The sequence below is a fragment of the Mycobacterium sp. 663a-19 genome (assembly GCF_035616495.1).
In the GTDB taxonomy this organism is placed as follows: Bacteria; Actinomycetota; Actinomycetes; order Mycobacteriales; family Mycobacteriaceae; genus Mycobacterium.
The window spans coordinates 77,226-104,028 of sequence record NZ_JAPJAV010000013.1; the positions used below are offsets into that span (position 1 = coordinate 77,226).

23 protein-coding genes, 2 tRNA genes and 2 pseudogenes are annotated in these 26,803 nt (G+C 68.4%); 22 read left to right on the plus strand and 5 right to left on the minus strand.

The window, feature by feature from the left end; genetic code table 11:
* Positions 1 to 4: 4 nt before the first annotated feature.
* The 6 genes from OQ968_RS21150 (at position 5) to OQ968_RS21175 (ending at position 4,508) form a co-directional block, all read left to right on the plus strand.
* The gene (locus OQ968_RS21150) at positions 5 to 2,911 is read left to right on the plus strand and encodes an MMPL family transporter (protein ID WP_324681235.1); all 2,907 of its coding nucleotides are present in this window, start codon (positions 5 to 7) and stop codon (positions 2,909 to 2,911) included.
* A 53-nt stretch (positions 2,912 to 2,964) separates the two neighbouring features.
* The gene (locus tag OQ968_RS21155; RefSeq protein ID WP_324681236.1) at positions 2,965 to 3,198 is read left to right on the plus strand and encodes a hypothetical protein; all 234 of its coding nucleotides are present in this window, start codon (positions 2,965 to 2,967) and stop codon (positions 3,196 to 3,198) included.
* A complete protein-coding gene (locus OQ968_RS21160; RefSeq protein ID WP_324681237.1) occupies positions 3,192 to 3,449 on the plus strand; it encodes a type II toxin-antitoxin system PemK/MazF family toxin in 258 nt (85 codons plus the stop codon). The genes OQ968_RS21155 and OQ968_RS21160 overlap by 7 nt, the downstream gene beginning before the upstream one ends.
* A gap of 143 nt (positions 3,450 to 3,592) precedes the next feature.
* Positions 3,593 to 3,823 (plus strand): DUF167 domain-containing protein, encoded by a 231-nt coding sequence (locus OQ968_RS21165; RefSeq protein WP_324681238.1) that lies wholly within the window; start codon positions 3,593 to 3,595, stop codon positions 3,821 to 3,823.
* A gap of 111 nt (positions 3,824 to 3,934) precedes the next feature.
* Positions 3,935 to 4,165, plus strand: a complete 231-nt coding sequence (locus OQ968_RS21170) for a ribbon-helix-helix domain-containing protein (protein ID WP_324681239.1) — start codon at positions 3,935 to 3,937, stop codon at positions 4,163 to 4,165.
* Positions 4,152 to 4,508, plus strand: a complete 357-nt coding sequence (locus OQ968_RS21175) for a type II toxin-antitoxin system PemK/MazF family toxin (RefSeq protein WP_324681240.1) — start codon at positions 4,152 to 4,154, stop codon at positions 4,506 to 4,508. The genes OQ968_RS21170 and OQ968_RS21175 overlap by 14 nt, the downstream gene beginning before the upstream one ends.
* Before the next feature lie 30 nt (positions 4,509 to 4,538).
* Here the strand turns inward: OQ968_RS21175 and OQ968_RS21180 are convergent, their stop codons facing one another.
* Positions 4,539 to 5,195 carry an amino acid-binding protein gene (locus OQ968_RS21180; RefSeq protein ID WP_324681241.1) on the minus strand — a complete coding sequence of 219 codons (657 nt, stop codon included), beginning with the start codon at positions 5,193 to 5,195 and terminating at the stop codon, positions 4,539 to 4,541.
* 73 nt (positions 5,196 to 5,268) lie between these two features.
* Here OQ968_RS21180 and gatC point away from each other — a divergent pair, with 73 nt between their 5' ends.
* From gatC to gatB, 5 genes are all read left to right on the plus strand, one after another.
* Positions 5,269 to 5,568 (plus strand): Asp-tRNA(Asn)/Glu-tRNA(Gln) amidotransferase subunit GatC, encoded by a 300-nt coding sequence (gene gatC, locus OQ968_RS21185; protein WP_324681242.1) that lies wholly within the window; start codon positions 5,269 to 5,271, stop codon positions 5,566 to 5,568.
* Positions 5,565 to 7,046, plus strand: a complete 1,482-nt coding sequence (gatA, locus tag OQ968_RS21190; RefSeq protein ID WP_324681243.1) for an Asp-tRNA(Asn)/Glu-tRNA(Gln) amidotransferase subunit GatA — start codon at positions 5,565 to 5,567, stop codon at positions 7,044 to 7,046. The genes gatC and gatA overlap by 4 nt, the downstream gene beginning before the upstream one ends.
* Positions 7,047 to 7,139: 93 nt before the next feature.
* Positions 7,140 to 8,171 carry an ATP-dependent 6-phosphofructokinase gene (locus OQ968_RS21195; protein ID WP_324681244.1) on the plus strand — a complete coding sequence of 344 codons (1,032 nt, stop codon included), beginning with the start codon at positions 7,140 to 7,142 and terminating at the stop codon, positions 8,169 to 8,171.
* Between the two features lie 146 nt (positions 8,172 to 8,317).
* Positions 8,318 to 9,502, plus strand: coding sequence for a MinD/ParA family protein (locus OQ968_RS21200; RefSeq protein WP_324681245.1), 1,185 nt, complete (start codon positions 8,318 to 8,320; stop codon positions 9,500 to 9,502).
* A gap of 45 nt (positions 9,503 to 9,547) precedes the next feature.
* The gene (gene gatB, locus OQ968_RS21205) at positions 9,548 to 11,077 is read left to right on the plus strand and encodes an Asp-tRNA(Asn)/Glu-tRNA(Gln) amidotransferase subunit GatB (protein ID WP_324681246.1); all 1,530 of its coding nucleotides are present in this window, start codon (positions 9,548 to 9,550) and stop codon (positions 11,075 to 11,077) included.
* Positions 11,078 to 11,082: 5 nt separating this feature from the next.
* Here the strand turns inward: gatB and OQ968_RS21210 are convergent, their stop codons facing one another.
* Positions 11,083 to 12,213 carry a sorbosone dehydrogenase family protein gene (locus OQ968_RS21210; RefSeq protein ID WP_324681247.1) on the minus strand — a complete coding sequence of 377 codons (1,131 nt, stop codon included), beginning with the start codon at positions 12,211 to 12,213 and terminating at the stop codon, positions 11,083 to 11,085.
* A 214-nt stretch (positions 12,214 to 12,427) separates the two neighbouring features.
* On the opposite strand from OQ968_RS21210, the gene OQ968_RS21215 reads away from it, so the two are divergent.
* Complete coding sequence (locus OQ968_RS21215) at positions 12,428 to 13,267, plus strand: DoxX family protein (RefSeq protein WP_324681248.1); 840 nt, start codon at positions 12,428 to 12,430, stop codon at positions 13,265 to 13,267.
* 9 nt (positions 13,268 to 13,276) lie between these two features.
* Here the strand turns inward: OQ968_RS21215 and OQ968_RS21220 are convergent, their stop codons facing one another.
* The gene (locus tag OQ968_RS21220; RefSeq protein ID WP_324681303.1) at positions 13,277 to 13,615 is read right to left on the minus strand and encodes a PH domain-containing protein; all 339 of its coding nucleotides are present in this window, start codon (positions 13,613 to 13,615) and stop codon (positions 13,277 to 13,279) included.
* Positions 13,616 to 13,904: 289 nt separating this feature from the next.
* Here OQ968_RS21220 and OQ968_RS21225 point away from each other — a divergent pair, with 289 nt between their 5' ends.
* Genes OQ968_RS21225 through ilvC form a run of 3 tightly spaced genes read left to right on the plus strand, consistent with a single transcriptional unit; the run spans position 13,905 to position 17,299 of the window.
* Positions 13,905 to 15,755: an acetolactate synthase large subunit gene (locus OQ968_RS21225; RefSeq protein WP_324681249.1), complete on the plus strand. Its 1,851-nt coding sequence runs from the start codon at positions 13,905 to 13,907 to the stop codon at positions 15,753 to 15,755.
* Positions 15,752 to 16,264, plus strand: coding sequence for an acetolactate synthase small subunit (ilvN, locus tag OQ968_RS21230; RefSeq protein WP_324681250.1), 513 nt, complete (start codon positions 15,752 to 15,754; stop codon positions 16,262 to 16,264). The genes OQ968_RS21225 and ilvN overlap by 4 nt, the downstream gene beginning before the upstream one ends.
* Positions 16,265 to 16,297: 33 nt before the next feature.
* The gene (gene ilvC, locus OQ968_RS21235) at positions 16,298 to 17,299 is read left to right on the plus strand and encodes a ketol-acid reductoisomerase (RefSeq protein ID WP_324681304.1); all 1,002 of its coding nucleotides are present in this window, start codon (positions 16,298 to 16,300) and stop codon (positions 17,297 to 17,299) included.
* 97 nt (positions 17,300 to 17,396) lie between these two features.
* On the opposite strand, the gene OQ968_RS21240 is transcribed toward ilvC, so the two are convergent.
* Positions 17,397 to 18,839, minus strand: coding sequence for an NAD(P)/FAD-dependent oxidoreductase (locus OQ968_RS21240; RefSeq protein ID WP_324681251.1), 1,443 nt, complete (start codon positions 18,837 to 18,839; stop codon positions 17,397 to 17,399).
* A gap of 41 nt (positions 18,840 to 18,880) precedes the next feature.
* On the opposite strand from OQ968_RS21240, the gene serA reads away from it, so the two are divergent.
* Positions 18,881 to 20,467, plus strand: a complete 1,587-nt coding sequence (gene serA, locus OQ968_RS21245) for a phosphoglycerate dehydrogenase (RefSeq protein WP_324681252.1) — start codon at positions 18,881 to 18,883, stop codon at positions 20,465 to 20,467.
* Positions 20,464 to 21,474: a 3-isopropylmalate dehydrogenase gene (locus tag OQ968_RS21250; protein WP_324681253.1), complete on the plus strand. Its 1,011-nt coding sequence runs from the start codon at positions 20,464 to 20,466 to the stop codon at positions 21,472 to 21,474. Before serA ends, OQ968_RS21250 begins: the two co-directional genes overlap by 4 nt.
* Positions 21,475 to 21,607: 133 nt before the next feature.
* Here the strand turns inward: OQ968_RS21250 and OQ968_RS21255 are convergent.
* Positions 21,608 to 22,930 (minus strand): annotated as a pseudogene (locus OQ968_RS21255) (MFS transporter); the annotation flags it as partial.
* On the opposite strand from OQ968_RS21255, the pseudogene OQ968_RS24935 reads away from it, so the two are divergent.
* The 5 genes and pseudogenes from OQ968_RS24935 to OQ968_RS21285 all read left to right on the plus strand — a co-directional run bounded on the left by OQ968_RS24935 (position 22,863) and on the right by OQ968_RS21285 (position 26,729).
* Positions 22,863 to 24,094 (plus strand): annotated as a pseudogene (locus tag OQ968_RS24935) (ISL3 family transposase). The pseudogenes OQ968_RS21255 and OQ968_RS24935 sit on opposite strands and share 68 nt — an antisense overlap.
* Before the next feature lie 53 nt (positions 24,095 to 24,147).
* Entirely contained in the window at positions 24,148 to 24,945 is a 798-nt protein-coding gene (locus OQ968_RS21270) for a fumarylacetoacetate hydrolase family protein (protein ID WP_324681256.1), read from the plus strand.
* On the plus strand, positions 24,942 to 26,396 hold the full coding sequence (gene gltX, locus OQ968_RS21275; protein WP_324681257.1) for a glutamate--tRNA ligase: 1,455 nt from the start codon (positions 24,942 to 24,944) through the stop codon (positions 26,394 to 26,396). The genes OQ968_RS21270 and gltX overlap by 4 nt, the downstream gene beginning before the upstream one ends.
* Before the next feature lie 116 nt (positions 26,397 to 26,512).
* A tRNA-Gln gene (locus OQ968_RS21280) sits at positions 26,513 to 26,584 on the plus strand.
* Between the two features lie 72 nt (positions 26,585 to 26,656).
* Positions 26,657 to 26,729: transfer RNA gene (locus tag OQ968_RS21285), tRNA-Glu, on the plus strand.
* The last annotated feature ends 74 nt before the right edge of the window (positions 26,730 to 26,803 follow it).

Sequence of the window (26,803 nt, forward strand, 5' to 3'; positions counted from 1 at the left end):
CTGGATGAGCAACCATCAACAGTCGCGGCCCCGGGTGCCGCACACTATCCGCCGGCTCGCGCTGCCGATCCTGTTGTTCTGGGTGGCGCTGGCCGCCATCACGAACGTTGCGGTGCCGCAGCTGGAAGACGTTGGCAAAACACACAATGTGGCGCTGAACTCGCCCGACGCGCCATCACTGAAGGCGATCAAGCGCATCGGCCAAGCGTTCCACGAGTTCGACACCGACAGCTCGGCGATGATCGTCCTGGAAGGCGACAAGCCGCTCGGCGCGGACGCCCACCAGTTCTATGACGCGATGATCCGCAAGCTCGAGCGAGACCGCAAGCACGTCGAGCACGTCCAGGACTTCTGGGGAGACACCCTGACCGCGGCCGGATCCCAGAGCACGGACGGCAAGGCCGCCTACGTCCAGCTGTTTCTCGCGGGCAACCAAGGCTCGGCATTGGCCAATGAGGGCGTGGGCGCGGTTCGCGACATCGTCGAGCACATGCAACCACCGCCGGGCGTCAAAGCCTATGTCACCGGCGCGGCGCCACTGATCTCCGATCAGTTCGACGTCGGCAGCAAGGGCACCGCAAAGGTCACCGCGATCACCATCGGGGTGATCGCGCTGATGCTGTTCTTCGTATATCGCTCCGTCCTCACGACGCTCCTCGTTCTCTTCACCGTCCTCATCGAGATGTCCGCGGCCCGCGGGCTCGTCGCGTTCCTCGGGAATGAGGGAATAATCGGGCTGTCGACATACGCGACGAATCTGCTGACGTTGCTGGTGATCGCCGCCGGAACGGATTACGCGATCTTCTTCGTCGGCCGCTACCAAGAAGCGCGCGGGTCAGGCGAGGACAAGGAAACCGCGTACCACACGATGTATCGCGGAACGGCCCACATCGTCTTGGGTTCGGGCCTGACCGTCGCCGGCGCCGTGTTTTGCCTCAGCTTCACCCGGCTGCCCTATTTCCAAAGTCTGGGAATCCCGGCTGCGCTGGGCATCCTCGTCGCGCTCGTCGCCTCGCTTACCCTCGGACCGGCCGTACTCACCCTGGGCGCCCTGGTGGGCATCTTCGAGCCGAAGCGCGCGATGAGAACCCGGGGATGGCGGCGGATCGGCACCGCCATCGTTCGGTGGCCCGCTCCCGTCCTCACAGCGGCGTGCGCGCTGGCCCTGGTGGGTCTGCTCGCGTTGCCTGGATACAAGACGAGTTACGACACCCGCCCCTACATGCCCCAAAGCGCACCGGCCAATGTCGGTTACACCGCCGCCGAGCGGCATTTTTCGCGCGCTCGGCTGGAGCCCGAATTGCTCATGGTCGAAACGGATCATGACATGCGTAACCCGGCCGACATGCTCATCCTGGACCGGGTGGCCAAGGCGGTGTTCCACGTGCCCGGCGTCGCGCAGGTCCAGACCATCACCCGGCCGTTGGGGACGCCGATCGACCATAGCTCGCTCGCCTTCGTGGTCAGCAATCAGAGCGCGGCCCAGCGGCAAAACCTGACGTACCAGCGAGAGCGAGCGGACGACCTACTCAAGCAGGCCGGTGAATTATCGAAGACGATCAGCATTTTGAGGCAGCAGTACGTGCTGCAGCAGCAGCTGGCCGCCGCCACCCACAGCGAAACGCAAAGCTTTCACGACACGGTCGACACGATCAGGGACCTGCGCGACAAGATCGCCGATTTCGACGACTTCTTCAGGCCGATCCGTAGCTATTTCTATTGGGAAAAGCATTGCTTCGACATCCCCGCGTGCTGGGCGATCAGGTCCGTTCTGGACGCCCTGGACGGCATCGACCAGCTCACCGAAAAATTCGAAAATCTCACGGCCACTTTGGATAAGCTCGACGAGCTGCAGCCTAAACTAGTGGCGCTCATTCCGCCTCAGATCGATAGCCAGGAGACCAATCGCGCATTGACCTTGGCGAGCCACGCCACCCAGTCGGGTATCAACGCCCAGACGCAGGAAGCGATCGACAACGCGACGGCGCTGGGGCGCGCGTTCGATGCCGCAAAGAACGATGACAGCTTCTACCTGCCTCCCGAGGTATTCGATAATCCCGACTTCAAGCGTGGCCTGAAACTGTTCCTGTCGCCCGACGGCAAGGCCGCCCGCATGATCGTCACCCATGACGGCGACCCCGCGACGCCGGAAGGCATCTCACACATCGACCCGATCACCAAGGCCGCGCACGAGGCCCTGAAGGGCACGCCCATGGCCGCCGCGAAGATCTACGTGGGCGGAACCGCGGCCACGTACAAGGACATCCAGGACGGCGCCAAGTACGACCTGATGATCGTGGCCCTCGCGGCCCTGAGCCTGATCCTGCTGATCATGATGATCATCACGCGGAGCCTGGTTGCGGCGCTGGTCATTGTCGGCACGGTTGCGCTTTCGCTGGGCGCCTCCTTCGGGCTTTCGGTGCTGGTGTGGCAGTACATCTTTGGGGTCCAGCTGTATTGGGTGGTGCTCGCGCTGGCCGTGATCCTGTTGCTGGCAGTCGGATCCGACTACAACCTGCTGTTGATCTCGCGATTCAAGGAGGAGATCCATGCCGGATTGAAGACCGGGATCATCCGGGCGATGGCGGGCTCGGGGTCGGTGGTCACTTCGGCCGGCATCGTTTTCGCCGTCACCATGTGCGCGTTCGTGTTCAGCGGCTTTCAGGTCCTCGGTCAGATCGGGACCACGATCGGCCTCGGCCTTTTGTTCGACACATTGATCGTGCGTTCCTTCATGACGCCCTCCGTCGCAACGCTTTTGGGTCGGTGGTTCTGGTGGCCGCAGCGGGTGCGCCCGCGGCCGGCCAGCACGATGCTGCGGCCCTACGGCCCGCGCGCGGCGGTGCGTCAGTTGCTGCTGTGGGAGGACGGCGACCCAGCGGCTCCCAAATCACGCTCGGCCGCTGGGTGATCTGGCATCGTTGCGCGAATTCGCTGCCTCGCAGTCTGTCGCACAATGGCGTCATGGCTGACACCATCACCTTTCGGCCCGATGAGGATGCATCGCGGGCGCTTGCGGTCCTGACCAGGGACGGGACATCGATATCAGCGGCGGTTCGGGCGGCGCTCGTCGACGCCGCACGCCGAAAGGCCGCCGCAGCGATTCGCGCCGAGGCGGAGGAGCTCGCCGCTGACGAGGCGGACCGCGCCGAGGCGATTCGTGTGCTTCGCGACATGGCAACGCTGCGTGCGTGGTGACGTCTTCACGCTCCGTCGTGGTTCAATCCGACGACCTGCCGCAATCGACACGGCTCGTCGCGCCCACATCCACCTCAGCCAGGCCCGCCAGCCTTCGGCCCGAGGTCGAGATCGACGGCCGCATGACGCGCGTGGTGGCTGAACAAGCCGCGGCAGTGGATCCCAGCCGGCTAGGCAACAGTGCGGGTTATCTCAGTCTCGAAGAGATGCGCCGCGTTGATGCCGCCTTGCGGCTTGTGCTGGACCTGTAGCAAAGCGGGGTCCAATTCACATAATCCTGTTGGGGCACAAGGCAGTAGGGGCCATACATACTGGTTTGCGTCGTCCTCGCAGTCCGCATGGGGGCGCGGGCTGAGGAGACAGCGAGCGAGTCCGGACGGTAGCCTTGCACGGCATGATCGACTCCGTCGTCGTCGCCGTAAAGCCCGGCAGTCGCAAAGGGCCCCTTGTCGAGGTCGGTCCCAACGGAGAGTTGACGATCTACGTCCGCGAGCGACCGGTTGACGGCAAGGCCAACGACGCGGTCGCTCGGCTACTGGCGGCCCACCTTCAATTGCCAAGAAGCCGAGTCGAATTGGTATCCGGAGGCGGATCGCGGATCAAGCGTTTTCGCGTGAACCGTTGAGGCTGCAGTCCGGGACCCATTGCAGCCCAATAAACATGCGGAACGTCGGCAAAGCTGCCTAGACAGACTCCGATCAGTACTACCAAGGTAGCATTGTGGTAGCATTACCTCGTGAAGCTGAGCGTAAGTCTGTCGCAGGAAGAAGTCGCGCTGCTCGACGAATACGTCGAGCGAGCGGGCCTGCCGTCGCGCTCCGCTGGCGTACAGCGAGCGATTCGCATGCTGCCCTATCCGTCGCTGGAAGACGACTACGCCGACGCCTGGTCGGAGTGGTCGGCAGGCGGCGAGGAGGCAACTTGGGAGGCGACGGTCGGCGACGGATTCGGCGATGCTGCGCGGTGAGATCTGGCACGTCGACCTCGATCCCGCCCGGGGCAACGAAGCGAACAAGCAGCGGCCGGCGGTGGTGGTCAGTAATGACCGCGCCAACGCAACGGCAACGCGTCTTGGGCGAGGAGTCGTGACGGTAGTACCCGTAACAAGCAACATCGCCAAGGTCTACGCGTTTCAGGTTCTGTTGCCCGCTGCGGCGACGGGTCTCGCCGTCGATTCAAAGGCGCAGGTTGAGCAAATCAGATCGGTGGCAACCGAGCGATTACTCAGCCGGATCGGACGAGTCCCTGGGGCCTTTATGCGAGAGATCGATGAGGCGTTGAGGCTGCATCTCGAACTATGGTCTCCCTAGACGGTGGGGGTAGACCTCTAGTCGCTGCGGTCAGCGCAACATGGTGGCCACGATCCCCGCCAGATAACCCAGCCGCGCCACCTCCGACGGCCGGAATTCCGGGCCCGGGCGGCCCAGCACCACCGCCGTGTGCGCATCGCCCAACGGCGCGGCGACCATCGTGATGTCCATGTTGCGCCAAGCCTGCGGCACCCACTCGGCGGAACCGTCCAGCGCGACGGCCTGCTCGATCGGCAGCCACGGCGCCGAGTCCGCCTTGGTTTCCGGGGCGCCCGGGCTGGCGGCCAGGCGGTGCAGCTCCCCGCCCGAGCCGCGCAGCACCGCACACCAGCTCACCCGCAGCACCCGCGGCGCCTCGTCGACCAGGACCCGCAGCCGCGACGCGTTGTCGTCGGCCGCCGCGACATGGTCGAGCAGCTCCAGCTCGCGGTGCGCCTCCAGCAGCCCGGTGTGCGGACGCACGCTGTCCACCCGGACCCCGTGCAGCGATTCGGCGGCGGTGATCAACGTGTCGGGCATCGCCCCCGGCGGCAGGTCGATCACGAGATCGTCGGTCGCATAACCGGAGCGGCGCTCCACCACGTCGAGCGACAGGATGTCGGCGCCCACCGAACCGAGCGCGACCGCCAGCGAGCCCAGGCTTCCCGGGCGGTCCAGCAGCTCGATGCGCAACAGATACGACGGCACGCGCCCACTGTTGCACAGCGGGGCGTCCCCGGCATTTCGGCCGCACACCAGCCCGTGGGTAGGCTTTTCGCTCGTGTCCCAGATCTCCCGCGACGAGGTGGCGCACCTCGCCAGGCTGGCCCGGCTGGCGTTGACCGACGCCGAGCTGGACAGCTTCGCCGGCCAACTCGACGCCATCCTGACCCACGTCAGCCAGGTCCAGGCGGTCGACGTCACCGGCGTCGAGCCGACCGACAACCCGCTCAAGGACGTCAACGTCACCCGGCCCGACGAGACGACGCCGTGCCTGACGCAGGCCGAGGCGCTGGCCGCCGCGCCCGAGGCCGTCGACGGCCGCTTCGCCGTCCCCCAGATCCTGGGGGACGAGGAGTGACCGAAATCATCCGGTCCGACGCCGCGACGCTGGCGGCCAAGATCGCCGCCGGGGAGCTGTCGTCGGTCGAGGTCACGCGGGCTTGCCTGCAGCAGATCGAGGACACCGACGATCGCTACCACGCGTTCCTGCATGTGGCGGCCGACCAGGCGCTGAGCGCCGCGGCGGCCGTCGACAAGGCGCTGGCCGCGGGCGATCGGCCGCCGTCGGCGCTGGCCGGGGTGCCGCTGGCGCTCAAGGACGTGTTCACCACCACCGACATGCCCACGACCTGCGGGTCCAAGATCCTCGAGGGCTGGCGCTCGCCGTATGACGCCACCCTCACCGCCCGGTTGCGCGCCGCCGGCATCCCGATCCTGGGCAAGACCAACATGGACGAGTTCGCGATGGGCTCCTCGACCGAGAACTCCGCCTACGGCCCGACGCGCAATCCCTGGAACGTCGAGCGGGTGCCCGGCGGCTCCGGCGGCGGCAGCGCGGCGGCGCTGGCGGCGTTCCAGGCGCCGCTGGCCATCGGATCCGACACTGGCGGCTCGATCCGCCAGCCGGCCGCGCTGACAGCGACGGTCGGTGTCAAACCCACCTACGGCACGGTGTCCCGCTACGGCCTGGTGGCCTGCGCGTCGTCGCTCGACCAGGGCGGCCCGTGCGCGCGCACCGTGCTCGACACCGCGCTGCTGCACCGGGTGATCGCCGGGCACGACGCCCGCGACTCGACATCCGTCGACGCCGAGGTGCCCGACGTCGTCGGCGCCGCCAGGGCCGGTGCGGACGGCGACCTGCGCGGCGTGCGCGTCGGCGTGGTCAAGCAGCTGCGCGGCGAGGGCTACCAGCCGGGCGTGCTGTCGTCGTTCGAGGGTGCCGTGAAGCAGTTGACCGCCCTGGGCGCCGAGGTCAGCGAGGTCGACTGCCCGCACTTCGATCACGCGCTGGCGGCCTACTACCTGATCCTGCCGTCGGAGGTGTCCAGCAACCTGGCGCGGTTCGATGCGATGCGTTACGGGCTGCGGGTCGGCGACGACGGCACGCACAGCGCCGAGGAGGTGATGGCGCTGACGAGGGCGGCCGGTTTCGGCCCGGAGGTCAAGCGGCGCATCATGATCGGCACCTACGCGCTCTCGGCCGGATACTACGACGCCTACTACAACCAGGCGCAGAAGGTGCGCACGCTGATCGCCCGCGACCTGGACGAGGCCTACCGGTCCGTCGATGTCCTGGTGTCGCCGGCGACGCCGACGACCGCGTTCGGCCTGGGCGAAAAGGTCGACGACCCGCTGGCCATGTACCTGTTCGACCTGTGCACGCTGCCGCTGAACCTGGCCGGGCACTGCGGCATGTCGGTGCCGTCGGGACTGTCCGAAGACGACGGCCTGCCGGTGGGGCTGCAGATCATGGCGCCCGCGCTGGCCGACGATCGGCTGTACAAGGTGGGCGCGGCCTACGAGGCGGCCCGCGGCCCCCTGCCGTCGGCAATTTAGCGCCGAGCAGACACAAAAGCACCCAAAACGGCCCGTTTTGGGTGCTTTTGCGTCTGCTCGCGCCACTAACTGGCGGCAGGGCAAGATAAGGGCATGCGGATCGGAATTCTCACCGGGGGCGGCGACTGCCCGGGCCTCAACGCCGTCATCCGGGCGGTGGTGCGCACCTGCGACTCCCGATACGGCTCGTCGGTGGTGGGATTTCAGGACGGGTGGCGCGGGTTGCTGGAGAACCGGCGCATGCAGCTGGCCAACGACGACCGCAACGACCGGCTGCTGGCCAAGGGCGGGACGATGCTGGGCACCGCCCGCGTGCACCCCGACAAGCTGCGGGCCGGGCTGAACCAGATCAAACAGACCCTGGACGACAACGGCATCGACGTGCTCATCCCCATCGGCGGTGAGGGCACGCTGACCGCCGCGCACTGGCTGTCCGAGGAGAACGTGCCAGTCGTCGGCGTGCCGAAAACCATCGACAACGACATCGATTGCACCGACGTGACTTTCGGCCACGACACCGCCCTGACGGTGGCCACCGAAGCGATCGACCGGTTGCACAGCACCGCGGAATCGCACCAGCGCGTGATGCTGGTGGAGGTGATGGGCCGGCACGCCGGATGGATCGCGCTCAACTCCGGGCTGGCCTCCGGCGCGCACATGACGCTGATCCCCGAACAGCCCTTCGACGTCGAGGAGGTGTGCCGGCTCGTCAAAAGGCGCTTCCAGCGCGGGGATTCGCACTTCATCTGCGTGGTCGCCGAGGGCGCCAAGCCGATCCCCGGCTCGATCTCGTTGCGCGAGGGCGGAATTGACGAGTTCGGCCACGAGCGTTTCACCGGCGTGGCCGCCCAGCTGGGCGCCGAGGTGGAGAAGCGGATCAACAAGGAGGTCCGGGTGACCGTGCTGGGCCACGTCCAGCGGGGCGGCACCCCGACGGCCTACGACCGGGTGCTGGCCACCCGGTTCGGCGTGAACGCCGCCGACGCGGCGCACGCCGGCGAGTACGGCCAGATGGTGTCGCTGCGGGGCCAGGACATCGGCCGGGTGCCGCTGGCCGACGCCGTGCGCCAGCTCAAGCTGGTGCCCGAGAGCCGCTACGACGACGCCGCCGCGTTCTTCGGGTGATGGTCGGTTGAGCGAGCTGGATCGGGCAAACATCGGGTAGCACCGGCCTGACGATTGGCTGAATTTGCCCGCCGAAGTGCCCGGTCCCGGTGGCCGGGCACATTTTCGTGGTTTAACCGCGGGTCCCAAGGGGCTATACCGGGGCTATGAGCAACCGCGGTTCGGTTCGCGGAATGGTTCAGCAATCCGCCGGACCGGCGGGGGGAGCGGGCCCGCGAGGGCGCCCGTCACCTGCAGCTTCCAGGCGCGCCGACGCCGACCCGACGGCGGTCACCGCGCCGGAACCCTACCGTCGCGGCGCGGCCGAGCGCCGACAGCTATCCGGACCGGCCCAGCCGGCGCCGCCGACCGCGCCCGCCCCGCCGCGGCGGGTGCCCCCGCCGTGGTTTCGCCCCGAGCTGCTGCGCGGCGGGACCGCGCTCGACGGCCTCAACCGGCTTGACGAAGCGGATTCGGCCGGGTTCAGCTGGCGAGACCTGATCCGCCGCGTCACCGGAATCGATCTGGGTCCGGGCAAGGCGACGACGTACGAGCACGAGCTGGAGGAGCGCATCCGGCGCACGGTGCTGGGCGGGGTGTTTCCCATCGCGGTCCTCAACTTCAAGGGCGGCGTCGGCAAGACCGCGGTGGTCGAGGCGCTCGGCTCGACGTTCGCCCGGGTGCGCGACGACCGGGTGATCGCCGTCGACCTCGACGGCGGGGACCTGGCCGACCGGCATGGCCGGCGGAACCCGCTCAGCATGGCCGACCTGCTGCTGGACGATTCGCCAACGCAGTACCGGGACATCCGGGCGCACACCCACATGAACAGCTTCGGGCTGGAAGTGCTCGGGCTGCCGGACTATGCGCGCACCGACTGGCGACTGGATCGCCCCGACGTGGTCAAGGCGTTCTCGATTCTGCGCAACCAGTATTCGGTGATGCTGATCGACTGCGTCAAGGCGGTCAACTCGGCCGTGATGGACGCCGTGCTGCCGGAGTCGCGGGCGCTGGTGCTGGTCACCAGCACCTCCATCGACGCCGTGCGCAAGACCCGGACGACGCTGGAGTGGTTGTGCCACAACGGATATCCGCGGCTGATGAAGTCGACGGTGCTCGCGATCAACCACATCGAGCCGGCCAAGCCGGATGCGGTGGCGTTCAAGGAACTCGAGGAGTTGTCCGCCCGGGTCGCCACCACCGTGGAGTTGCCGTTCGATCGGCACGTGCACGAGGGCAAGGAGATCGGGCTGGACCGGTTGAGCAGGGAAAGCCGGCGTGCCTACCTGGAGCTGGCGGCCGCGCTGGCCGGCATGGCCCCGGGCAGGCGCATCGAGCGGGCCCGCGGATAGCCGCCCGGCCCTGCCGCCCTCGCGATCACCACTAGGATCGACCCCATGACTGTTGCCGCCGGCGCGCCCCGGGCTTCGGGCGCTGACCTGCTGGATTACGACGACGTCGTCGCGCGCTTCGACCCGGTGCTGGGCCTCGAGGTGCACGTCGAGCTGTCCACCGCGACCAAGATGTTCTGCGGCTGCGCCACCACATTCGGCGCCGAGCCCAACACGCAGGTGTGCCCGGTGTGCCTGGGCCTGCCCGGTTCGCTGCCGGTGCTCAACCAGGCCGCGGTGGAGTCGGCGATCCGGATCGGGCTCGCGCTCAACTGCGAGATCGTGCCCTGGTGCCGCTTCGCCCGGAAGAACTACTTCTATCCGGACATGCCGAAGAACTACCAGATTTCGCAGTACGACGAGCCGATCGCCATCGACGGCCACCTCGACGCGCCCCTGGAAGACGGCAGCACCTGGCGGGTGGAAATCGAGCGCGCCCACATGGAGGAGGACACCGGCAAGCTCACCCACATCGGCAGCGAGACGGGCCGCATCCACGGCGCGACGACGTCGCTGATCGACTACAACCGGGCCGGGGTGCCGCTGATCGAGATCGTCACCAAGCCCATCGTCGGGGCCGGGGCGCGGGCCCCGCAGATCGCCCGCTCCTATGTGACGGCGCTGCGAGACCTGTTGCGCGCGTTGGGCGTTTCCGATGTCCGGATGGACCAGGGCTCGATGCGATGCGACGCCAACGTGTCGCTGAAGCCGGTCGGGACGGCCGAGTTCGGCACCCGGACCGAGACCAAGAACGTCAACTCGCTGAAGAGTGTCGAGGTCGCCGTGCGTTACGAGATGCAGCGCCAGGGCGCCGTTTTGGCGTCGGGTGGCCGAATCATCCAGGAAACCAGGCACTTTCACGAGTCCGGCTACACCAGCCCGGGCCGCGTCAAGGAGACCGCCGAGGATTACCGCTATTTCCCCGAGCCCGACCTGGAGCCCGTCGCGCCCAGCCGCGAGCTCGTCGAGCGGCTGCGGCAGACCATTCCCGAGCTACCATGGTTGAGCCGCAAGCGGATTCAGCAGGAGTGGGGCGTATCCGACGAGGTGATGCGCGACCTGGTCAACGCGGGCGCCGTCGAACTGGTCGCCGCGACCGTTGCGCAGGGCGCGTCCAGCAAGGAGGCCCGCTCCTGGTGGGGAAACTTCTTGGTGCAGAAGGCCAATGAGGCCAACATCGCGTTGGACGAACTGCCCATCACCCCGGCCCAGGTCGCGAAGGTGATCGCACTGGTCGACGAGGGGAAGCTGTCCAACAAGCTGGCCCGCGAGGTGGTGGAGGGCGTGCTGGCGGGGGAGGGCGAGCCCGAGCAGGTGGTGACCGCGCGCGGCCTGGAGCTGGTGCGCGACGACTCGGTGACCCAGGCCGCCGTCGACGAGGCGCTGGCCGCCAATCCCGATGTGGCGGAGAAGATTCGCGGCGGCAAGGTCGCCGCGGCGGGCGCGATCGTCGGTGCGGTGATGAAGGCCACCCGCGGGCAGGCCGACGCGGCGCGGGTGCGCGAGCTGGTCCTGTCGGCCTGCGGTCAGGGCTAGCGCGACTAGGTCTTGTCGTCGTTGTTGCGCGGGAAGCCGCCGCCCTGCGGGAACAACGGGAACACGACGTCGTCGAGCTTCTCGGCGTCGCCGGCGGTCTTGTTGACGGTGGCGCCCCAGACGTTGCCGTCCGGCGACATCCGCAGCGCCCACGCGTGGGCGTGGGTGTCCTTGCGGACGACGTCGGGCTCACCGGTCACCGCGCCCGTGTTCGGCGCCAGCCGCACCGCGACCGTCAGCTTGGTGTTGATCAGGTTGACCAGCACCGTCCCGTCCATGGCCGCGCACCCGGCCACGCCGGGCTTGTCCGGCCACGTCCACACCGTGGAGACCTCGGAGGTCTTGGTGATGCGCTGCAACCGGTCGGCGGTGGGGGTGCGGTCGGCGACATACAGCGAGCCGTCGACGGGGTCGGTGCACAGGCCGCCGCCGGCGCCGACGCCGGACAGCGCCGTCGTCGGCGGTGCCTGGCCGATGGTGGTGGGCTGCTCGATGCGCAGCACCTTGCCGGCCAGCGACTTGGGGTCGGCGGCCATGGCCGGGTTGCCCGCGTCGCCGGTCAGCACCACCAGCGTGGTCGGGCTGGTGAAGATCAGGGCCCCGGTGTTTCCGGTGGCGCCCTTGGGAATCCCGGTCAGGATGTCCTTCGGGATGTCGCCGTCGGCGATGCGGATCACCCGGTTGTCCGATGGCGTGCTGATGTAGGCGTACATCAGCCGGTCCTGCTGGTAGGTGGGCGACTGCACGATGTCCATCAGGCCGCCGTCGCCGGACGGGTCGACCGGGATCACCATCTTGACCTTCGGCTCGGCGTTGACGGCGATCTCCTTGACCGCCCCGGTGGTGCGCTCGGCGACCAGGGCGGTTTTGCTGTCGGGCCCCATGATGAGGCCGCTGGTGCTCTCCAGGCAGCCCTGCATCACCCCGGGCGCGGGGCACGCCTTGGGGAACGGTGTGGGCGGCAGCGGCGGCGGCGGGGGAGGCGTCGAGCTGGGCTGGGGCTTGAGCTCGGGGTTGGTGGTGAACGGCTGCGACTGGGCGTCGTTGAACTTTGCGCAGCCGCTCGAAACCAGGATCACCGCGGACAGCGCGGCGAGCCCGCACCGAACCGCCCGCCGTGATCGCCCCACTCGCATGATCGACAGGCTACGGACATTGCGGGCTTGAACGCCACACGCCGCCACGGACGTGCCCGCCGGGGCCGGCTCGGGCGGGAGTTCACCGTTTCGGAACGGCGCCGAGACCGATTGGTGACAAACCGGGCCGATTTGGCACGGTTTGCGCCGATTCCTCGGCGAAAGCGCCGCTCAAATCCCCAATTCGGGGGCAACTGCCCTTACCCTGACACCCGTGACCAGTCAACCTGATGACGGACATTGGGAACGGCCCGACGAAGGCCAAGAGCCGATCCCGGCGCGCCCCGCCACGGCGCGGGTGGTCGACCCGGAAGACGACCTGACCCCGGTCGGCTACCCGGGCGACTTCGGAACCACCACCGTGATCCCCTACCAGGACCCGGGCCCGGCGGGCGGCTCGTCGTATCACCTGCTCGACCAGCAGGAACCGCTGCCTTACGTGCAGCCGCAGCCGGCGTCGGGCAGCGCGGCGGCCGAGCCCGCCGAGATCGATGCGGCCGAGGACGACGAGCGGCACCCGGTGGTCGGCAAGCGTGGCACCCAGCATCTCGGTTTGCTGGTGTTGCGGGTCGGGCTCGGAGTGGTGTTGGGCGCCCACGCGCTGCAGAAGCTGTTCGGGTGGTGGGGCGGCTCGGGGGTGACCGGGTTCAAGAACTCGCTGTCCGACGCCGGCTACCAGCACGCCGACATCCTGGCCTACGCCAGTGCCGGCGGCGAGCTCGTCGCGGCCGCGCTGCTGGTGCTGGGGCTGTTCACCCCGATCGCCGCGGCCGGCGCGCTGGCGTTCTTGATCAACGGCCTGCTCGCCACCATCTCGGCGAAGCCGCGTTCGCACGCGTTCTCCTACTTCCTGCCGGACGGCCACGAGTACCAGATCACCCTGATCGTCCTCGCGGTCGCGGTGATCCTGACCGGCCCGGGCCGCTACGGCCTCGACGCCCGCCGGGGCTGGGCGCATCGACCCTTCATCGGGTCGTTCGTGGCCCTGCTCGCCGGCATCGCCGGCGGTGTCGCCGTGTGGGTGATGCTCAACGGGGTCAACCCGCTGGCCTGAGACGATCCGTTACCGGTAGGGGTTGGGCACCCGTCCCGAGCTGGCCTGGGTCAGCAGCGGCAGCGTCGCGAACGTGACCGCGGGCAGCCGCAGCTCCGCCCCGCTCTTGAGGCGGGCTCGCGCCCAGGATCCCCGGTGAAAGCGCAGCCCGTCGATGTCGTCCCAGGGCACGGCCCGGCTGCCCAGCAGGGTCCGCACCGTCACGCCCCGGTCGTCGGCGACCGTCCGCAGCCGGAAGACCATCGCCGACAACACCACCGGGATGGCGAGCAGCGGCGCGGACGGCGGCCAGGCCAGGACCGGGATCAACAACCCGAGGGTCAAGAACCCGACGGCGATGTGCGCCATCGGTGAAATCTTGATCACGACGGGCGGGGGTGCCGGGGGCTGCGAACCGGTGGCCACCCGAGCATCATTTCACGCACCGGATTTGACGGCTGAGCAGTGCGAAGGCTACCGTCGGACGCTATGGATACCGGGATGCTCGTAGTAATCAGTCGGCGCGTTGGTGGCTGACTAGTACTTCGGCATTTGAAGCGATCCAGCACCAACGCACCCTCGTACAGCGGCCGAGCTGACGGGGGTTTTTTGTTGCCCAGGGCGAGACATCCGATGAACGAGGATTAAGAGGACGAGAGTGAGCGCACCCACGAGGCCACACGCCGGGTCGCAGGAAGCGGCCAACGGCGCGCCGAAACCACCCGCAAAAGCCGCGCAGTCGAAGCGCGTCGCACCGGAGCAGATGACCGGCGCCCAGTCGGTGATCCGGTCGCTGGAGGAGCTCGACGTCGACGTCATCTTCGGCATTCCGGGCGGCGCGGTGCTGCCCGTCTACGACCCGCTGTTCGACTCGAAGAAGCTGCGCCACGTGCTGGTGCGCCACGAGCAGGGCGCCGGCCACGCCGCCAGCGGTTACGCGCACGCGACCGGGCGGGTCGGGGTCTGCATGGCCACGTCGGGTCCGGGGGCCACCAACCTGGTGACCGCGCTGGCCGACGCGCAGATGGACTCGATTCCCGTCGTCGCCATCACCGGGCAGGTCGGTCGCGGGCTGATCGGCACCGACGCGTTCCAGGAGGCCGACATCTCGGGCATCACGATGCCGATCACCAAGCACAACTTCCTGGTCCGCTCCGGCGACGACATTCCCCGGGTGCTGGCCGAGGCGTTCCACATCGCGTCCTCGGGGCGCCCGGGCGCCGTGCTCGTCGACATCCCCAAGGACGTGCTGCAGGGGCAGTGCACGTTCAGCTGGCCGCCGCGCATGGACCTGCCCGGCTACAAGCCCAACACCAAACCGCACAGCCGGCAGATCCGCGAGGCCGCGAAGCTGATCGGCGCCGCGAGCAAGCCGGTGCTCTACGTCGGCGGCGGTGTGATCCGCGGCGAGGCGACCGAGCAGCTGCGGGACCTGGCCGAGCTGACCGGCATTCCCGTCGTCACCACGCTGATGGCGCGCGGCGCCTTCCCGGACAGCCATCGGCAGAACCTGGGCATGCCCGGCATGCACGGCACCGTCGCCGCGGTGGCCGCGCTGCAGCGCAGCGACCTGCTGATCGCGCTGGGCACCCGCTTCGACGATCGGGTCACCGGAAAGCTCGACTCGTTCGCGCCCGAGGCCAAGGTCATCCACGCCGACATCGACCCGGCCGAGATCGGCAAGAACCGGCACGCCGACGTGCCGATCGTCGGCGACGTCAAGGCCGTCATCACCGAGCTCATCGCGATGCTGCGGCACTACGAGATTCCCGGCAAGCTCGACATGACCGACTGGTGGCGATACCTGCAGGAGGTGCAGTCCACCTATCCGCTGAGCTACGGGCCGCAGAGCGACGGCAGCCTGAGCCCGGAGTACGTCATCGAGAAGCTGGGCGAGATCGCCGGTCCGGACGCCGTCTACGTCGCCGGCGTCGGGCAGCACCAGATGTGGGCCGCCCAGTTCATCCGCTACGAAAAGCCGCGCACCTGGCTCAATTCCGGCGGCCTGGGCACCATGGGGTTCGCGATCCCGGCGGCCATGGGCGCCAAGATCGCCCGCCCCGACGCGGAGGTCTGGGCGATCGACGGCGACGGCTGCTTCCAGATGACCAACCAGGAGTTGGCCACCTGCGCGATCGAGGGCGCGCCGATCAAGGTGGCGCTGATCAACAACGGCAACCTGGGCATGGTGCGGCAGTGGCAGAGCCTGTTCTACGAGGAGCGCTACTCGCAAACCGATTTGGCGACGCACTCGCATCGCATTCCGGACTTCGTGAAGCTGGCCGAGGCGCTGGGGTGTGTCGGATTGCGTTGCGAGCGTTCCGAAGACGTCGTCGACGTGATCAACCAGGCGCGCGCGATCAACGACCGCCCGGTGGTGATCGACTTCATCGTGGGCGCCGATGCGCAGGTGTGGCCGATGGTGGCCGCCGGCACCAGCAACGACGAGATCCAGGCGGCCCGGGGCATCCGGCCGCTGTTCGACGACGAAAGCGAAGGGCACGCATGAGTGGCGTGTCGAAGACGCACACGTTGTCGGTGCTGGTCGAGGACAAACCCGGTGCGCTCGCGAGGGTGGCGGCGCTGTTCTCGCGGCGCGGGTTCAACATCGAGTCGTTGGCGGTCGGGGCCACCGAGCAGAAGGACATGTCGCGGATGACCATCGTGGTCTCCGCCGAGGAGACCCCGCTCGAGCAGGTCACCAAGCAGCTCAACAAGCTGATCAACGTGATCAAGATCATCGAGCAGGACGAGCAGAACTCGGTGTCCCGGGAGCTGGCATTGATCAAGGTGCGCGCCGACGCCGGCACCCGCAGTCAGGTGATCGAGGCCGTAAACCTGTTCCGCGCCAAGGTGGTTGACGTGTCACCGGAGGCGCTGACCATCGAGGCCACCGGCGATCGCGGCAAGATCGACGCGCTGTTGGGGGTCCTGGAACCATTCGGCATCCGTGAAATCGTGCAGTCCGGGATGGTCTCGATGTCGCGCGGTTCGCGCGGCATCGGGTCCGCCAAATAGCAGACAAGGAGAAGTCCAGCAGTGGCATTAGAGATGTTTTACGACGACGACGCAGACCTGTCGATCATCCAGGGCCGCAAGGTCGGCGTCATCGGATACGGCAGCCAGGGGCACGCGCACTCGCTGAGCCTGCGCGACTCGGGCGTGCAGGTGCGCGTAGGGCTGAAGGAGGGCTCGAAGTCGCGGGCCAAGGTGTCCGAGCAGGGCCTGGACGTCGACACCCCCGCCGAGGTCGCCAAGTGGGCCGACGTGATCATGCTGCTGGCGCCCGACACCGCGCAGGCCGACATCTTCAAGAACGACATCGAGCCCAACCTGAAGGCCGGCGACGCACTGTTTTTCGGCCACGGGCTCAACATCCACTTCGGCTTGATCAAGCCGCCCGCCGACGTCACGATCGCGATGGTCGCCCCCAAGGGCCCCGGGCACCTGGTGCGCCGCCAGTTCGTCGACGGCAAGGGCGTGCCCTGCCTGATCGCCGTCGAGCAGGACCCCACCGGCAACGGCCAGGCGCTGGCGTTGTCCTACGCCAAGGCCATCGGCGGCACCCGGGCCGGGGTCATCAAGACCACGTTCAAGGACGAGACCGAGACCGACCTGTTCGGTGAGCAGGCCGTACTGTGCGGTGGCACAGAGGAATTGGTGAAGGCGGGCTTCGACGTGATGGTCGAGGCCGGCTACCCGCCGGAGATGGCGTACTTCGAGGTGCTGCACGAGCTCAAGCTGATTGTCGACCTGATGTACGAGGGCGGCATCGCCCGGATGAACTACTCGGTGTCCGACACCGCCGAGTTCGGCGGCTACCTGTCGGGGCCGCGCGTCATCGACGCCGGCACCAAGGAGCGGATGCGGGAGATCCTGCGCGACATCCAGGACGGCAGCTTCGTCAAGAAGCTGGTCGCCAACGTCGACGGCGGCAACAAGCAACTCGAAGCGCTGCGCAAGGAGAACGCCGAGCATCCCATCGAGGTCACCGGCAAGAAGCTGCGCGACCTGATGAGCTGGGTGGACCGCCCGATCACCGAAACGGCCTAACCCCGTTATCCCCTTTGCGCCTTCGCCTCTTCGCGCCGAGCGTGAAGCTGTTGCGAATCTTTCGGCCAGATCTCGAAACAGTTTCACTTTCGGCGGATTAGGTGGGCCCCAACGGCGGCATCCCCAAGCCGAATTCACGGCGCAACAACGTGCGCGCGGCGTAGTAGCCGGCCATGCCGTGCACGCCGCCGCCGGGCGGGGTGGCCGCGGAACACAGGTACACCTTGGGAATCGGTGTGCGCCAAGGGTTCAGCCGCGGCGTGGGGCCGGCGATCGCGCGCCACGCCGAATTTCCGCCCATCCCGATGTCACCGCCGACGTAGTTGGCGTTGTGCTCCGACATCCGCGCGGCGGGCACCGCACGCGCCGCCAGCACGATGTCGCGGAAGCCGGGCGCGAACCGCTCGACCACTTCGGTCACGGCCTCGGTCGCATCGACGGTGGAGCCCGCCGGCACGTGGGCGTACGTCCAGAACGGGCGCCGGCCCCGGCCGTCGATGCGGCCCGGGTCGGCGACGTGCGGCGAGGCGGCCAGCACCATCGGCCACTGGGCGTGGCGACCGGCGGCGATCTCGGCCTCGGCCCGTGCCATCTGCTCGCGGGTGCCGCCGAGATGAAGCGTCGGCGCGTCCCGCAGCCGCGGGTCCGACCACGGGATCTCGTCGCCGAGCACGAAGTCGACCTTGGCCACGCCCGGCCCAAAGCTGTAGCGGTGCAACGCCTTAGCGTACCGAGCGGGCAGCGCGTCACCGTATATCCGCAGCAGCGCGGTCGGCGCCGTGTCGAACGCGACGACACCGGTTGGCGGAGAAGTGACTTCAGCGCCGACGGTCAGCTCGCCGCCGTGCGCGCGCAGGTCGGCGATCAGCGCATCGCTGATCGCCTGGCTGCCGCCCACCGGAATCGGCCAGCCGACCGAATGGGCGAGCGTCGCGAGCATCAACCCCGCGGCGGCCGCCGTCATCGAGGGCATCCGCGAAATCACATGGGCCGCAACGCCGGTGAACAACGTGCGGGCGTCCTCTCCGGTCAGAAACCCGGCCCGCGACCCCCACGCCGGGGTGCCCTGGGCCAGCATCCGCAGGCCCAGGCGCAACGCCGCCGGCGGCGAGGACGGGACCGAACGCTTGTCGCCGAGCAGCAATCCGACCACGGCGGACGAGTCGGCCACCAACGGCCCGAGCAGGCGCCGCCACGACGCGCCGTCGGTCAACTCGGCGCAGGTGCGCTCCAGGTCGCGGTAGGCGATCACCGCGGGCCGGCCCGGCAGCGGGTTGGCGTACGCGATCTCGGGCACCGCCAGCCGCACGCCGCGGCCGGGCAGGTCGAACTCACCGAAAAACGGCGACGCCAGAGCCAGCGGGTGAACCGCCGAGCAGATGTCGTGTGAGACTCCGGGAAATTCCGGGTCGGCCGCGGTGCGCGCGCCCCCGCCAGTGGTCGGCTGGGCCTCGACGACCTGCACCTTGAGCCCCGCGCGGGCGCAGATCACGGCCGCTGTCAGCCCGTTGGGCCCGCTGCCGACGACGGTGACGTCCACCGGTCAATTAGAGCCGATACCCCGGCCTATAGCCTGGGCGGGTGAACTTGCCTGTTGTATTGATCGCCGACAAACTCGCCCAGTCAACCGTCGTCGCCCTGGGGGACCAGGTCGAGGTGCGCTGGGTCGACGGTCCCGACCGGGAGAAGCTGCTGGCCGCGGTGCGCGAGGCCGACGCGCTGCTGGTGCGGTCGGCCACCACCGTCGACGCCGAGGTGCTCGCCGCGGCGCCCAAGCTCAAGATCGTCGCCCGCGCCGGCGTCGGGCTGGACAACGTCGACGTGGACGCCGCCACCGAGCGCGGCGTGCTGGTCGTCAACGCCCCGACCTCGAACATCCACAGCGCCGCCGAGCACGCGATCGCGCTGCTGCTGGCCGCGGCCCGACAGATCGCGGCGGCCGACGCCACGCTGCGCGAACACACCTGGAAGCGCTCGTCGTTCTCGGGCACCGAGATCTTCGGCAAGACCGTCGGCGTGGTCGGGCTGGGCCGGATCGGCCAGCTGGTCGCCCAGCGGATCGCGGCCTTCGGCACCCACGTCATCGCCTACGACCCGTACGTGGCGCCGGCGCGCGCCGCGCAGCTCGGCATCGAACTGCTCGACCTCGACGACGTGCTGGCCCGCGCCGACTTCATCTCGGTGCACCTGCCCAAGACGCCCGAGACGGCCGGCCTGATCGACAAGGAGGCGCTGGCCAAGACCAAGCCGGGTGTCATCATCGTCAACGCCGCGCGCGGCGGCCTGGTGGACGAGGCGGCGCTGGCCGAGGCGGTGAGCAGCGGGCACGTCCGCGCCGCCGGCCTGGACGTGTTCTCCACCGAGCCCTGCACCGACAGCCCGCTTTTCGAGCTTCCGCAGGTGGTCGTGACCCCGCACCTGGGGGCCTCCACCGCCGAGGCGCAGGACCGCGCCGGCACCGACGTGGCCGAAAGCGTGCGGCTGGCGCTGGCCGGGGAGTTCGTTCCCGATGCGGTCAATGTCGGCGGCGGCGTGGTCAACGAGGAGGTGGCGCCCTGGCTGGATCTGGCGCGCAAGCTCGGGGTGCTGGTCGCGACGCTGTCCGACGCGCCGCCGGTGTCGTTGTCGGTGGAGGTGCGCGGCGAGCTGGCCTCCGAAGATGTTGAGGTGCTGAAGCTTTCGGCGCTGCGCGGGTTGTTCTCGGCGGTCATCGACGGTCCGGTCACGTTCGTCAACGCGCCTTCCCTGGCCGCCGAACGCGGCGTCACCACCGAACTGACCACCGCCTCGGAAAGCCCCAACTATCGCAGCGTCGTCGACGTACGGGCGGTCGGATCCGACGGTTCGTCCGTCAACGTCGCCGGCACGCTGGCCGGGCCGCTGCAGGTGCACAAGATCGTGCAGATCAACGGCCGCCACTTCGACCTGCGCGCCGAGGGCACCAACCTGATCGTCCATTACGTCGACCAGCCCGGAGCGTTGGGCAAGATCGGCACGTTACTGGGCGGCGCCGGGGTGAACATCCACGCGGCGCAGCTGTCCGAGGATGTCGAGGGCCCGTTCGCGATGATCCTGTTGCGGCTCGACCAGGACGTGCCCGGCGACGTCCGGTCGGCGATCGCGGAGGCGGTGGGCGCCAACAAGCTCGAAGTCGTTGACCTGTCGTGAAACTGGCGGTGATCGGCGGCGACGGCATCGGCCCCGAGGTGGTGGCCGAGGCGGTCAAAGTCCTCGACGCGGTGCTGCCGGGCGTGCAGAAGACGGACTACGACCTGGGTGCGCGCCGCTTCCACGCCACCGGTGAACTCCTGCCGGACTCCGTGCTGGCCGAGCTGCGCGAGCACGACGCCATCCTGCTCGGCGCGGTGGGGGATCCGTCGGTGCCCAGCGGCGTGCTGGAGCGAGGCCTGTTGTTACGCCTGCGTTTTGAGCTCGATCACCACATCAACCTGCGACCCGGCCGGCTGTATCCGGGGGTGAGCAGCCCGCTCGCCGGGAACCCCGACATCGACTTCGTGGTGGTGCGCGAGGGCACCGAGGGCCCCTACACCGGCACCGGCGGGGCGATCCGCGCGGGCACGCCCAACGAAGTGGCCACGGAGGTCAGCGTCAACACCGCGTTCGGTGTGCGCCGGGTGGTGCGCTACGCGTTCGAGCGGGCGATGCTGCGCCGCAAACACCTGACGCTGGTGCACAAGAACAATGTGCTGACGTTCGCGGGCAAGCTGTGGTCGCGGATCGTCGCGGAGGTCGGTGAGGAATACCCCGAGGTCGAGGTGGCCTATCAGCACGTCGACGCCGCGACCATCTTCATGGTCACCGACCCGGGACGCTTCGACGTGATCGTCACCGACAACCTGTTCGGCGACATCATCACCGACCTGGCCGCGGCGGTGTGCGGCGGAATTGGCTTGGCCGCCAGTGGAAATATCGATGCCACCCGGACCAACCCTTCGATGTTCGAGCCCGTGCACGGCAGCGCGCCCGACATCGCCGGCCAGGGCGTCGCGGATCCGACCGCGGCGATCATGTCGGTGGCGCTGCTGCTCGCCCATCTCGGCCACGACGACGCCGCCGGCCGGGTGGACCGGGCGGTCGCGGCCTACCTGGCGAATCGCCCGCAAGGACGCCTCTCCACCAGCGAAGTCGGCGAACGGATCGCAGCCGCGCTGTAGTTTCCAGCCCGGGCGGGAGCACCCGCGTCGGCACCAGCGGGATCGCCAGCAACGGGAACAACCCGCAAAGCGCCCACGCGGTCGGGTATTTGGCCGCCGCGATCAACGCACCGAAGAGCGGCGGGCCCGCCGCGGCCATCAGCCGTTGCGTGGTGTTCTGCACGCCGAGCGCGCGGCCGCTCCAGAACGGCCCGGCGAATTCGGTTATCGCGGTTGCCTCCAGGCCGTTGTCGAGCACCGCGATCACCGAGATGGCGATCATGAGGGGCACGTCGAATCGCGAATTCACCCGGTCGCTGAGCGCGAGCAGGAACAGGGTGACGGCCGCGGCGGCGGCGATGACGAGCACCGGCCACATTCGCGAGCCGACCCGGTCCGACCAGCGTCCGACCGCGACGCGGCCCAGCGCGCCGAGCAGCTGCGCCAGCGTCACCAAAACGCCGGCGGCCCCGACCGACCAGCCGTGGTGGTTCATCAGCCACACCAGCATGAACGTCACGGTCACCGTCTGCGGCATCATCAGCAGGCCCGCCACCGCGTGAATTCGCCACAGCACCAACGACCCCCGATACGGGTTGGCCAGCTCCGCCACGGTGGCCGTCTTCCGGGACTTCCCCGGCGGGTTGACGACGCCGACCGCGCTGGCCACCGTCGCCACCGTGCACACCAGGGCCGGCAACATCAGCCCGGCACGCGGACCGCGTTCGGCCAACTCGGGTATCACCAGCGCCCCCAACGCGATTCCCAGCGGTTGCGCCGTCTGCCGGATGCCCATCGCCAGGCCGCGTTGCTTCGGCGGGAACCAGCCGGACACCAGCCTGCCGCCGGCGGTGTTGCAACTCGCCGCGGCCATGCCGCCGAGGAACAGGTAGACCCCGACCCACACCATCGACTGCACCGACGCCGCCGCATACGCCGCCGCCGCGGTGAGCGCCGAGCCCGCGGTCATCACGATGCGCTCGCCGACGCGATCCAGCACGTAGCCCCATCCGATGAGCGTGACGACCATGCCCCAACTCGGCATCGACGACAACAGGCCGGCCTCGGCCAGCGGGATGCCGCGCCTGGACTGCAGCGAGGGGATCAAGAAGGCGACGCCGTTGATGAAGAGGAAGGAACTTGCCGTCACCCCCAGCGAGACGACCATGATCGACCAGCGCGCCCCGGTGCTGAGTTGGCCCGCCGCGTTCGGGTCGGTCGGCATTCGCCCATGCTCGCACACCGGTGGCGCTCCACGGGTTTTCGTGGGCGCCTTTGTGCTGGTCAGGGCCGTTTTTGATTGTGGCCCAACGTCATCGGTGTTTCGCGGGTGAAATGAGGGACGCGCACGGGATCTGGCTCTAGGTTTCGGGGTTACCACACCAACCTCAACCCGGAGGACGATCCGCGTGCGCGTCTCTACTGCATTTAACCGTCTATTGCAGATCCCCGGGGCGTGGGTGGCCGATGTGGCCATCGCGGAGGGCGACGTCGAGGTCACCCTGCGTCCCAAAGCCCGGCTGCTGCACTGCCCGTGCGGGATGGTGTGCTCCGCGGTCTATGACCGGCGGCGGCGCCCCTGGCGACACCTGGACTTGGGTCGATGCCGGCTGTGGCTGGTCTATGAGATTCGCCGGGTGGAGTGCCCGGACTGTGGGGTGCGCACCGAGGAGCTGCCCTGGGCGCGCCCGGCGGCGCGGCATACCCGCGATTTCGAAGACATGGTGCTGTGGCTGGCTCAGCGCACCGACCGCACTTCGGTGGCCACCCTGATGCGTTGCGGCTGGGAAACCGTCACCGCGATCATCAACCGCGGAGTGGCCGAGCTGCTCGATGCGCGTCGTCTTGAGACGCTGTATCGGATCGGTGTCGATGAGGTGTGCTATCGCCACCCCAACCCCCCCACCGCTATCTAACCGTCGTCGGTGATCACGACACCGGCACCGTCATCGACATCCAGCCCGGACGCAGCGAGCAGTCACTAGCGAATTTCTATGAAAGCCAACCGGATTCGATCGTATCGGGCATCGAGGTGGTCAGCATGGACGTCTCCAAGGCCTACACCGGCGCCACCCGCGCCCATGCCCCGCAGGCCACCATCTGTTATGACCCGTTCCACATCATGCAATGGGTCAACCGCGCCCTGGACCGGGTCTATGCCGAGGCCGCCACCGGGCCGGGACGGGCCGCGATGAGCACCCCAGACTGGAAGGCCACCCGCTGGGCGCTGCGCACCGGGGAAAACAAGCTCACCGACGACAAACGCGCACTAGTCAACCAGATCTCCCGCACCAACCGACGCATCGGCCGAGCCTGGACGCTCAAAGAACAGCTGCGCGACATCTACCGCCTCGACCATCCACCCGGCGGCGCTCCACAGTATCTGCGCCGGTGGATCACCGCGGCCAAACGCAGCCGCATCAACGCCTTCGTTCACCTCGCCAAGCGGCTGCAGGTCTACTTCCACGAAGCCATCACCGCGATCGAGCTAGGCATCTCCAACGCACTCATCGAAGGCATCAACGCCAAGATCCGACTCATCAATGCCCGCGGCTACGGCCACCACTCCGCCCAAACACTGACCTCGATGATCTACCTCTGCCTCGGCGGACTGCAGGTCAAACTACCCACAACAACCTGAGGAGCCGCACACCGGTTCGAGGGGTCAGTTGCCATTTCACTAGGCTGACCCGAATGCGCCTTGGACGAATCGCCAGCCCGGACGGGGTCGCCTTCGTCAGCATCGAGGGCGAGCTGGACGATCCCACCGCGATGGTCGCCCGCGAGATCGCCGAGCACCCGTTCGGCACGCCGACCTTCACCGGCCGATCGTGGCCGGTGCCCGACATCAGACTGCTGGCCCCGATGCTGGCCGGCAAGGTGGTCTGCGTCGGGAAGAACTACGCCGACCACATCGCGGAGATGGGCGGCCAAACGGGCCCGGCACCGGAAGGTCCGGTGATATTCCTCAAGCCCAACACCGCCATCATCGGCCCCAACGTGCCGATTCGGTTGCCCGCCAACGCCTCACCGGTCCACTTCGAGGGCGAGCTGGCGGTGGTGATCGGCCGTCCGTGCAAGGACGTCCCGGCCGCGCAGGCCGCCGCCAACATTCTCGGCTACACCATCGCCAACGATGTGTCGGCGCGCGACCAGCAGCGGGCCGACGGCCAATGGACCCGGGCCAAGGGCCACGACACCTTCTGCCCGGTCGGCCCCTGGATCGTCACCGACCTGGACCCGAGCGACCTCGAACTGCGCACCGAGGTCGACGGCCAGGTCAAGCAGCGCAGCCGGACCTCGCTGATGATCCACGACGTCGGCGCCATCGTGGAATTCATCTCGGCCGTGATGACGCTGCTGCCGGGCGACCTGATCCTGACGGGAACGCCGGCCGGTGTCGGCCCCATCGAGCACGGCGACATCGTCTCGGTCAGCGTCGAGGGAATCGGCACCCTCACCAATCCCGTAGTCCGCAAAGGAAAGCCGTGACAGTACGAGTCCGGTTCTGCCCGTCGCCCACCGGCACGCCGCACGTCGGCATGGTGCGCACCGCGCTGTTCAACTGGGCCTACGCGCGGCACACCGGCGGCACCTTCGTCTTTCGCATCGAGGACACCGACGCCGCCCGCGACACCGAGGAAAGCTATCTGGCGCTGCTCGACGCGCTGCGCTGGCTCGGCCTGGACTGGGACGAGGGGCCCGAGGTCGGCGGGCCGTACGGCCCGTACCGGCAGTCGCAGCGCGGCGACATCTACCAGGAGGTGGTGGCCAAGCTGCTCGCGTCCGGCGAGGCCTACCATGCCTTTTCGACGCCGGAGGAGGTCGAGGCCCGTCACATCGCCGCCGGCCGCAACCCGAAGCTGGGCTACGACAACTTCGACCGCGAGCTGACCGAGGCGCAGCGCTCGGCGTTCCTCGCCGAGGGCCGCAAGCCGGTGGTGCGGCTGCGGATGCCCGACGACGACCTCCACTGGGACGACCTGGTGCGCGGGCCGACCACGTTCACGGCGGGCAGCGTGCCCGACTTCGCGTTGACCCGGGCGAGCGGAGATCCCTTATACACCTTGGTCAACCCGTGCGACGACGCGCTGATGAGGATCACGCATGTGCTGCGCGGCGAGGACCTGCTGCCGTCGACCCCGCGTCAGCTGGCGCTGTACCGGGCGCTGATCCGGATCGGGGTCGCCGAGCGCATCCCCGAATTCGCCCACCTGCCAACGGTATTGGGCGAGGGCACCAAGAAGCTTTCCAAGCGGGACCCGCAGTCGAATCTGTTCGCCCACCGCGACCGGGGCTTCATCCCCGAGGGACTGCTGAATTATCTCGCGTTGCTCGGCTGGGCGATCGCCGGTGACCGCGACGTGTTCAGCACCGACGAGATGGTCGCGGCGTTCGACGTCCGTGACGTCAACCCCAACCCCGCCCGGTTCGACCAGAAGAAGGCCGACGCGATCAACGCCGAGCACATCCGGATGCTCGGCGCCGACGACTTCACCGCCCGACTGCGCGGGTACTTCGACGCGCACGGCCATCGCGTCGGGCTGGACGACGCCGCGTTCGCCGCCGCCGCCGCGCTGGTGCAGACGCGCATCGTGGTGCTCGGGGACGCGTGGGAGCTGCTGAGGTTTCTCAACGACGACGAGTACGCGATCGACCCGAAGGCCGCCGCCAAGGAGCTCGGCCCGGCGGGGGCGCCGGTGCTGGACGCGGCGCTGGCCGCGCTGGACGGCGTGACGGAGTGGACCGCGGAGCGGATCGAGGCCGCGCTGAAGGCCGCGCTCGTCGACGGTCTGGCGCTCAAACCTCGCAAGGCGTTCGGCCCGATCCGCGTCGCCGCGACGGGAACAACGGTCAGCCCGCCGCTGTTCGAATCGCTGGAACTGCTGGGCCGCGACCGCAGCCTGCGGCGGCTGCGGGCCGCCCGCGACGGCGCGGCCTAGAGTTTTTGGTAGTCTGCACAGCGGTTTGCAAAGGCCGACGACGGCTGCCGACGGCGGTCCGGGGACACGCGTTTGTTCCGCGGAATGCGCTCTGACCAGCGGTTATAGGCAGCCAATGGGGTATGGTGTAATTGGCAACACAGCTGATTCTGGTTCAGCCATTCTAGGTTCGAGTCCTGGTACCCCAGCAAAATCTGTCCACCACAAGCGATTAGGTGGCGGTATGCCGGTGAGCTATGCTGGCAGCTCGGATCGGTTCAGGCCCCGTCGTCTAGCGGCCTAGGACGCCGCCCTCTCACGGCGGTAGCGTGGGTTCGAATCCCATCGGGGCTACTTTTTACTGGCGAGCAGACGCAAAAGCACCCAATTTCGTACCGAAATGGGTGCCTTTGCGTCTGCTCGCGCGT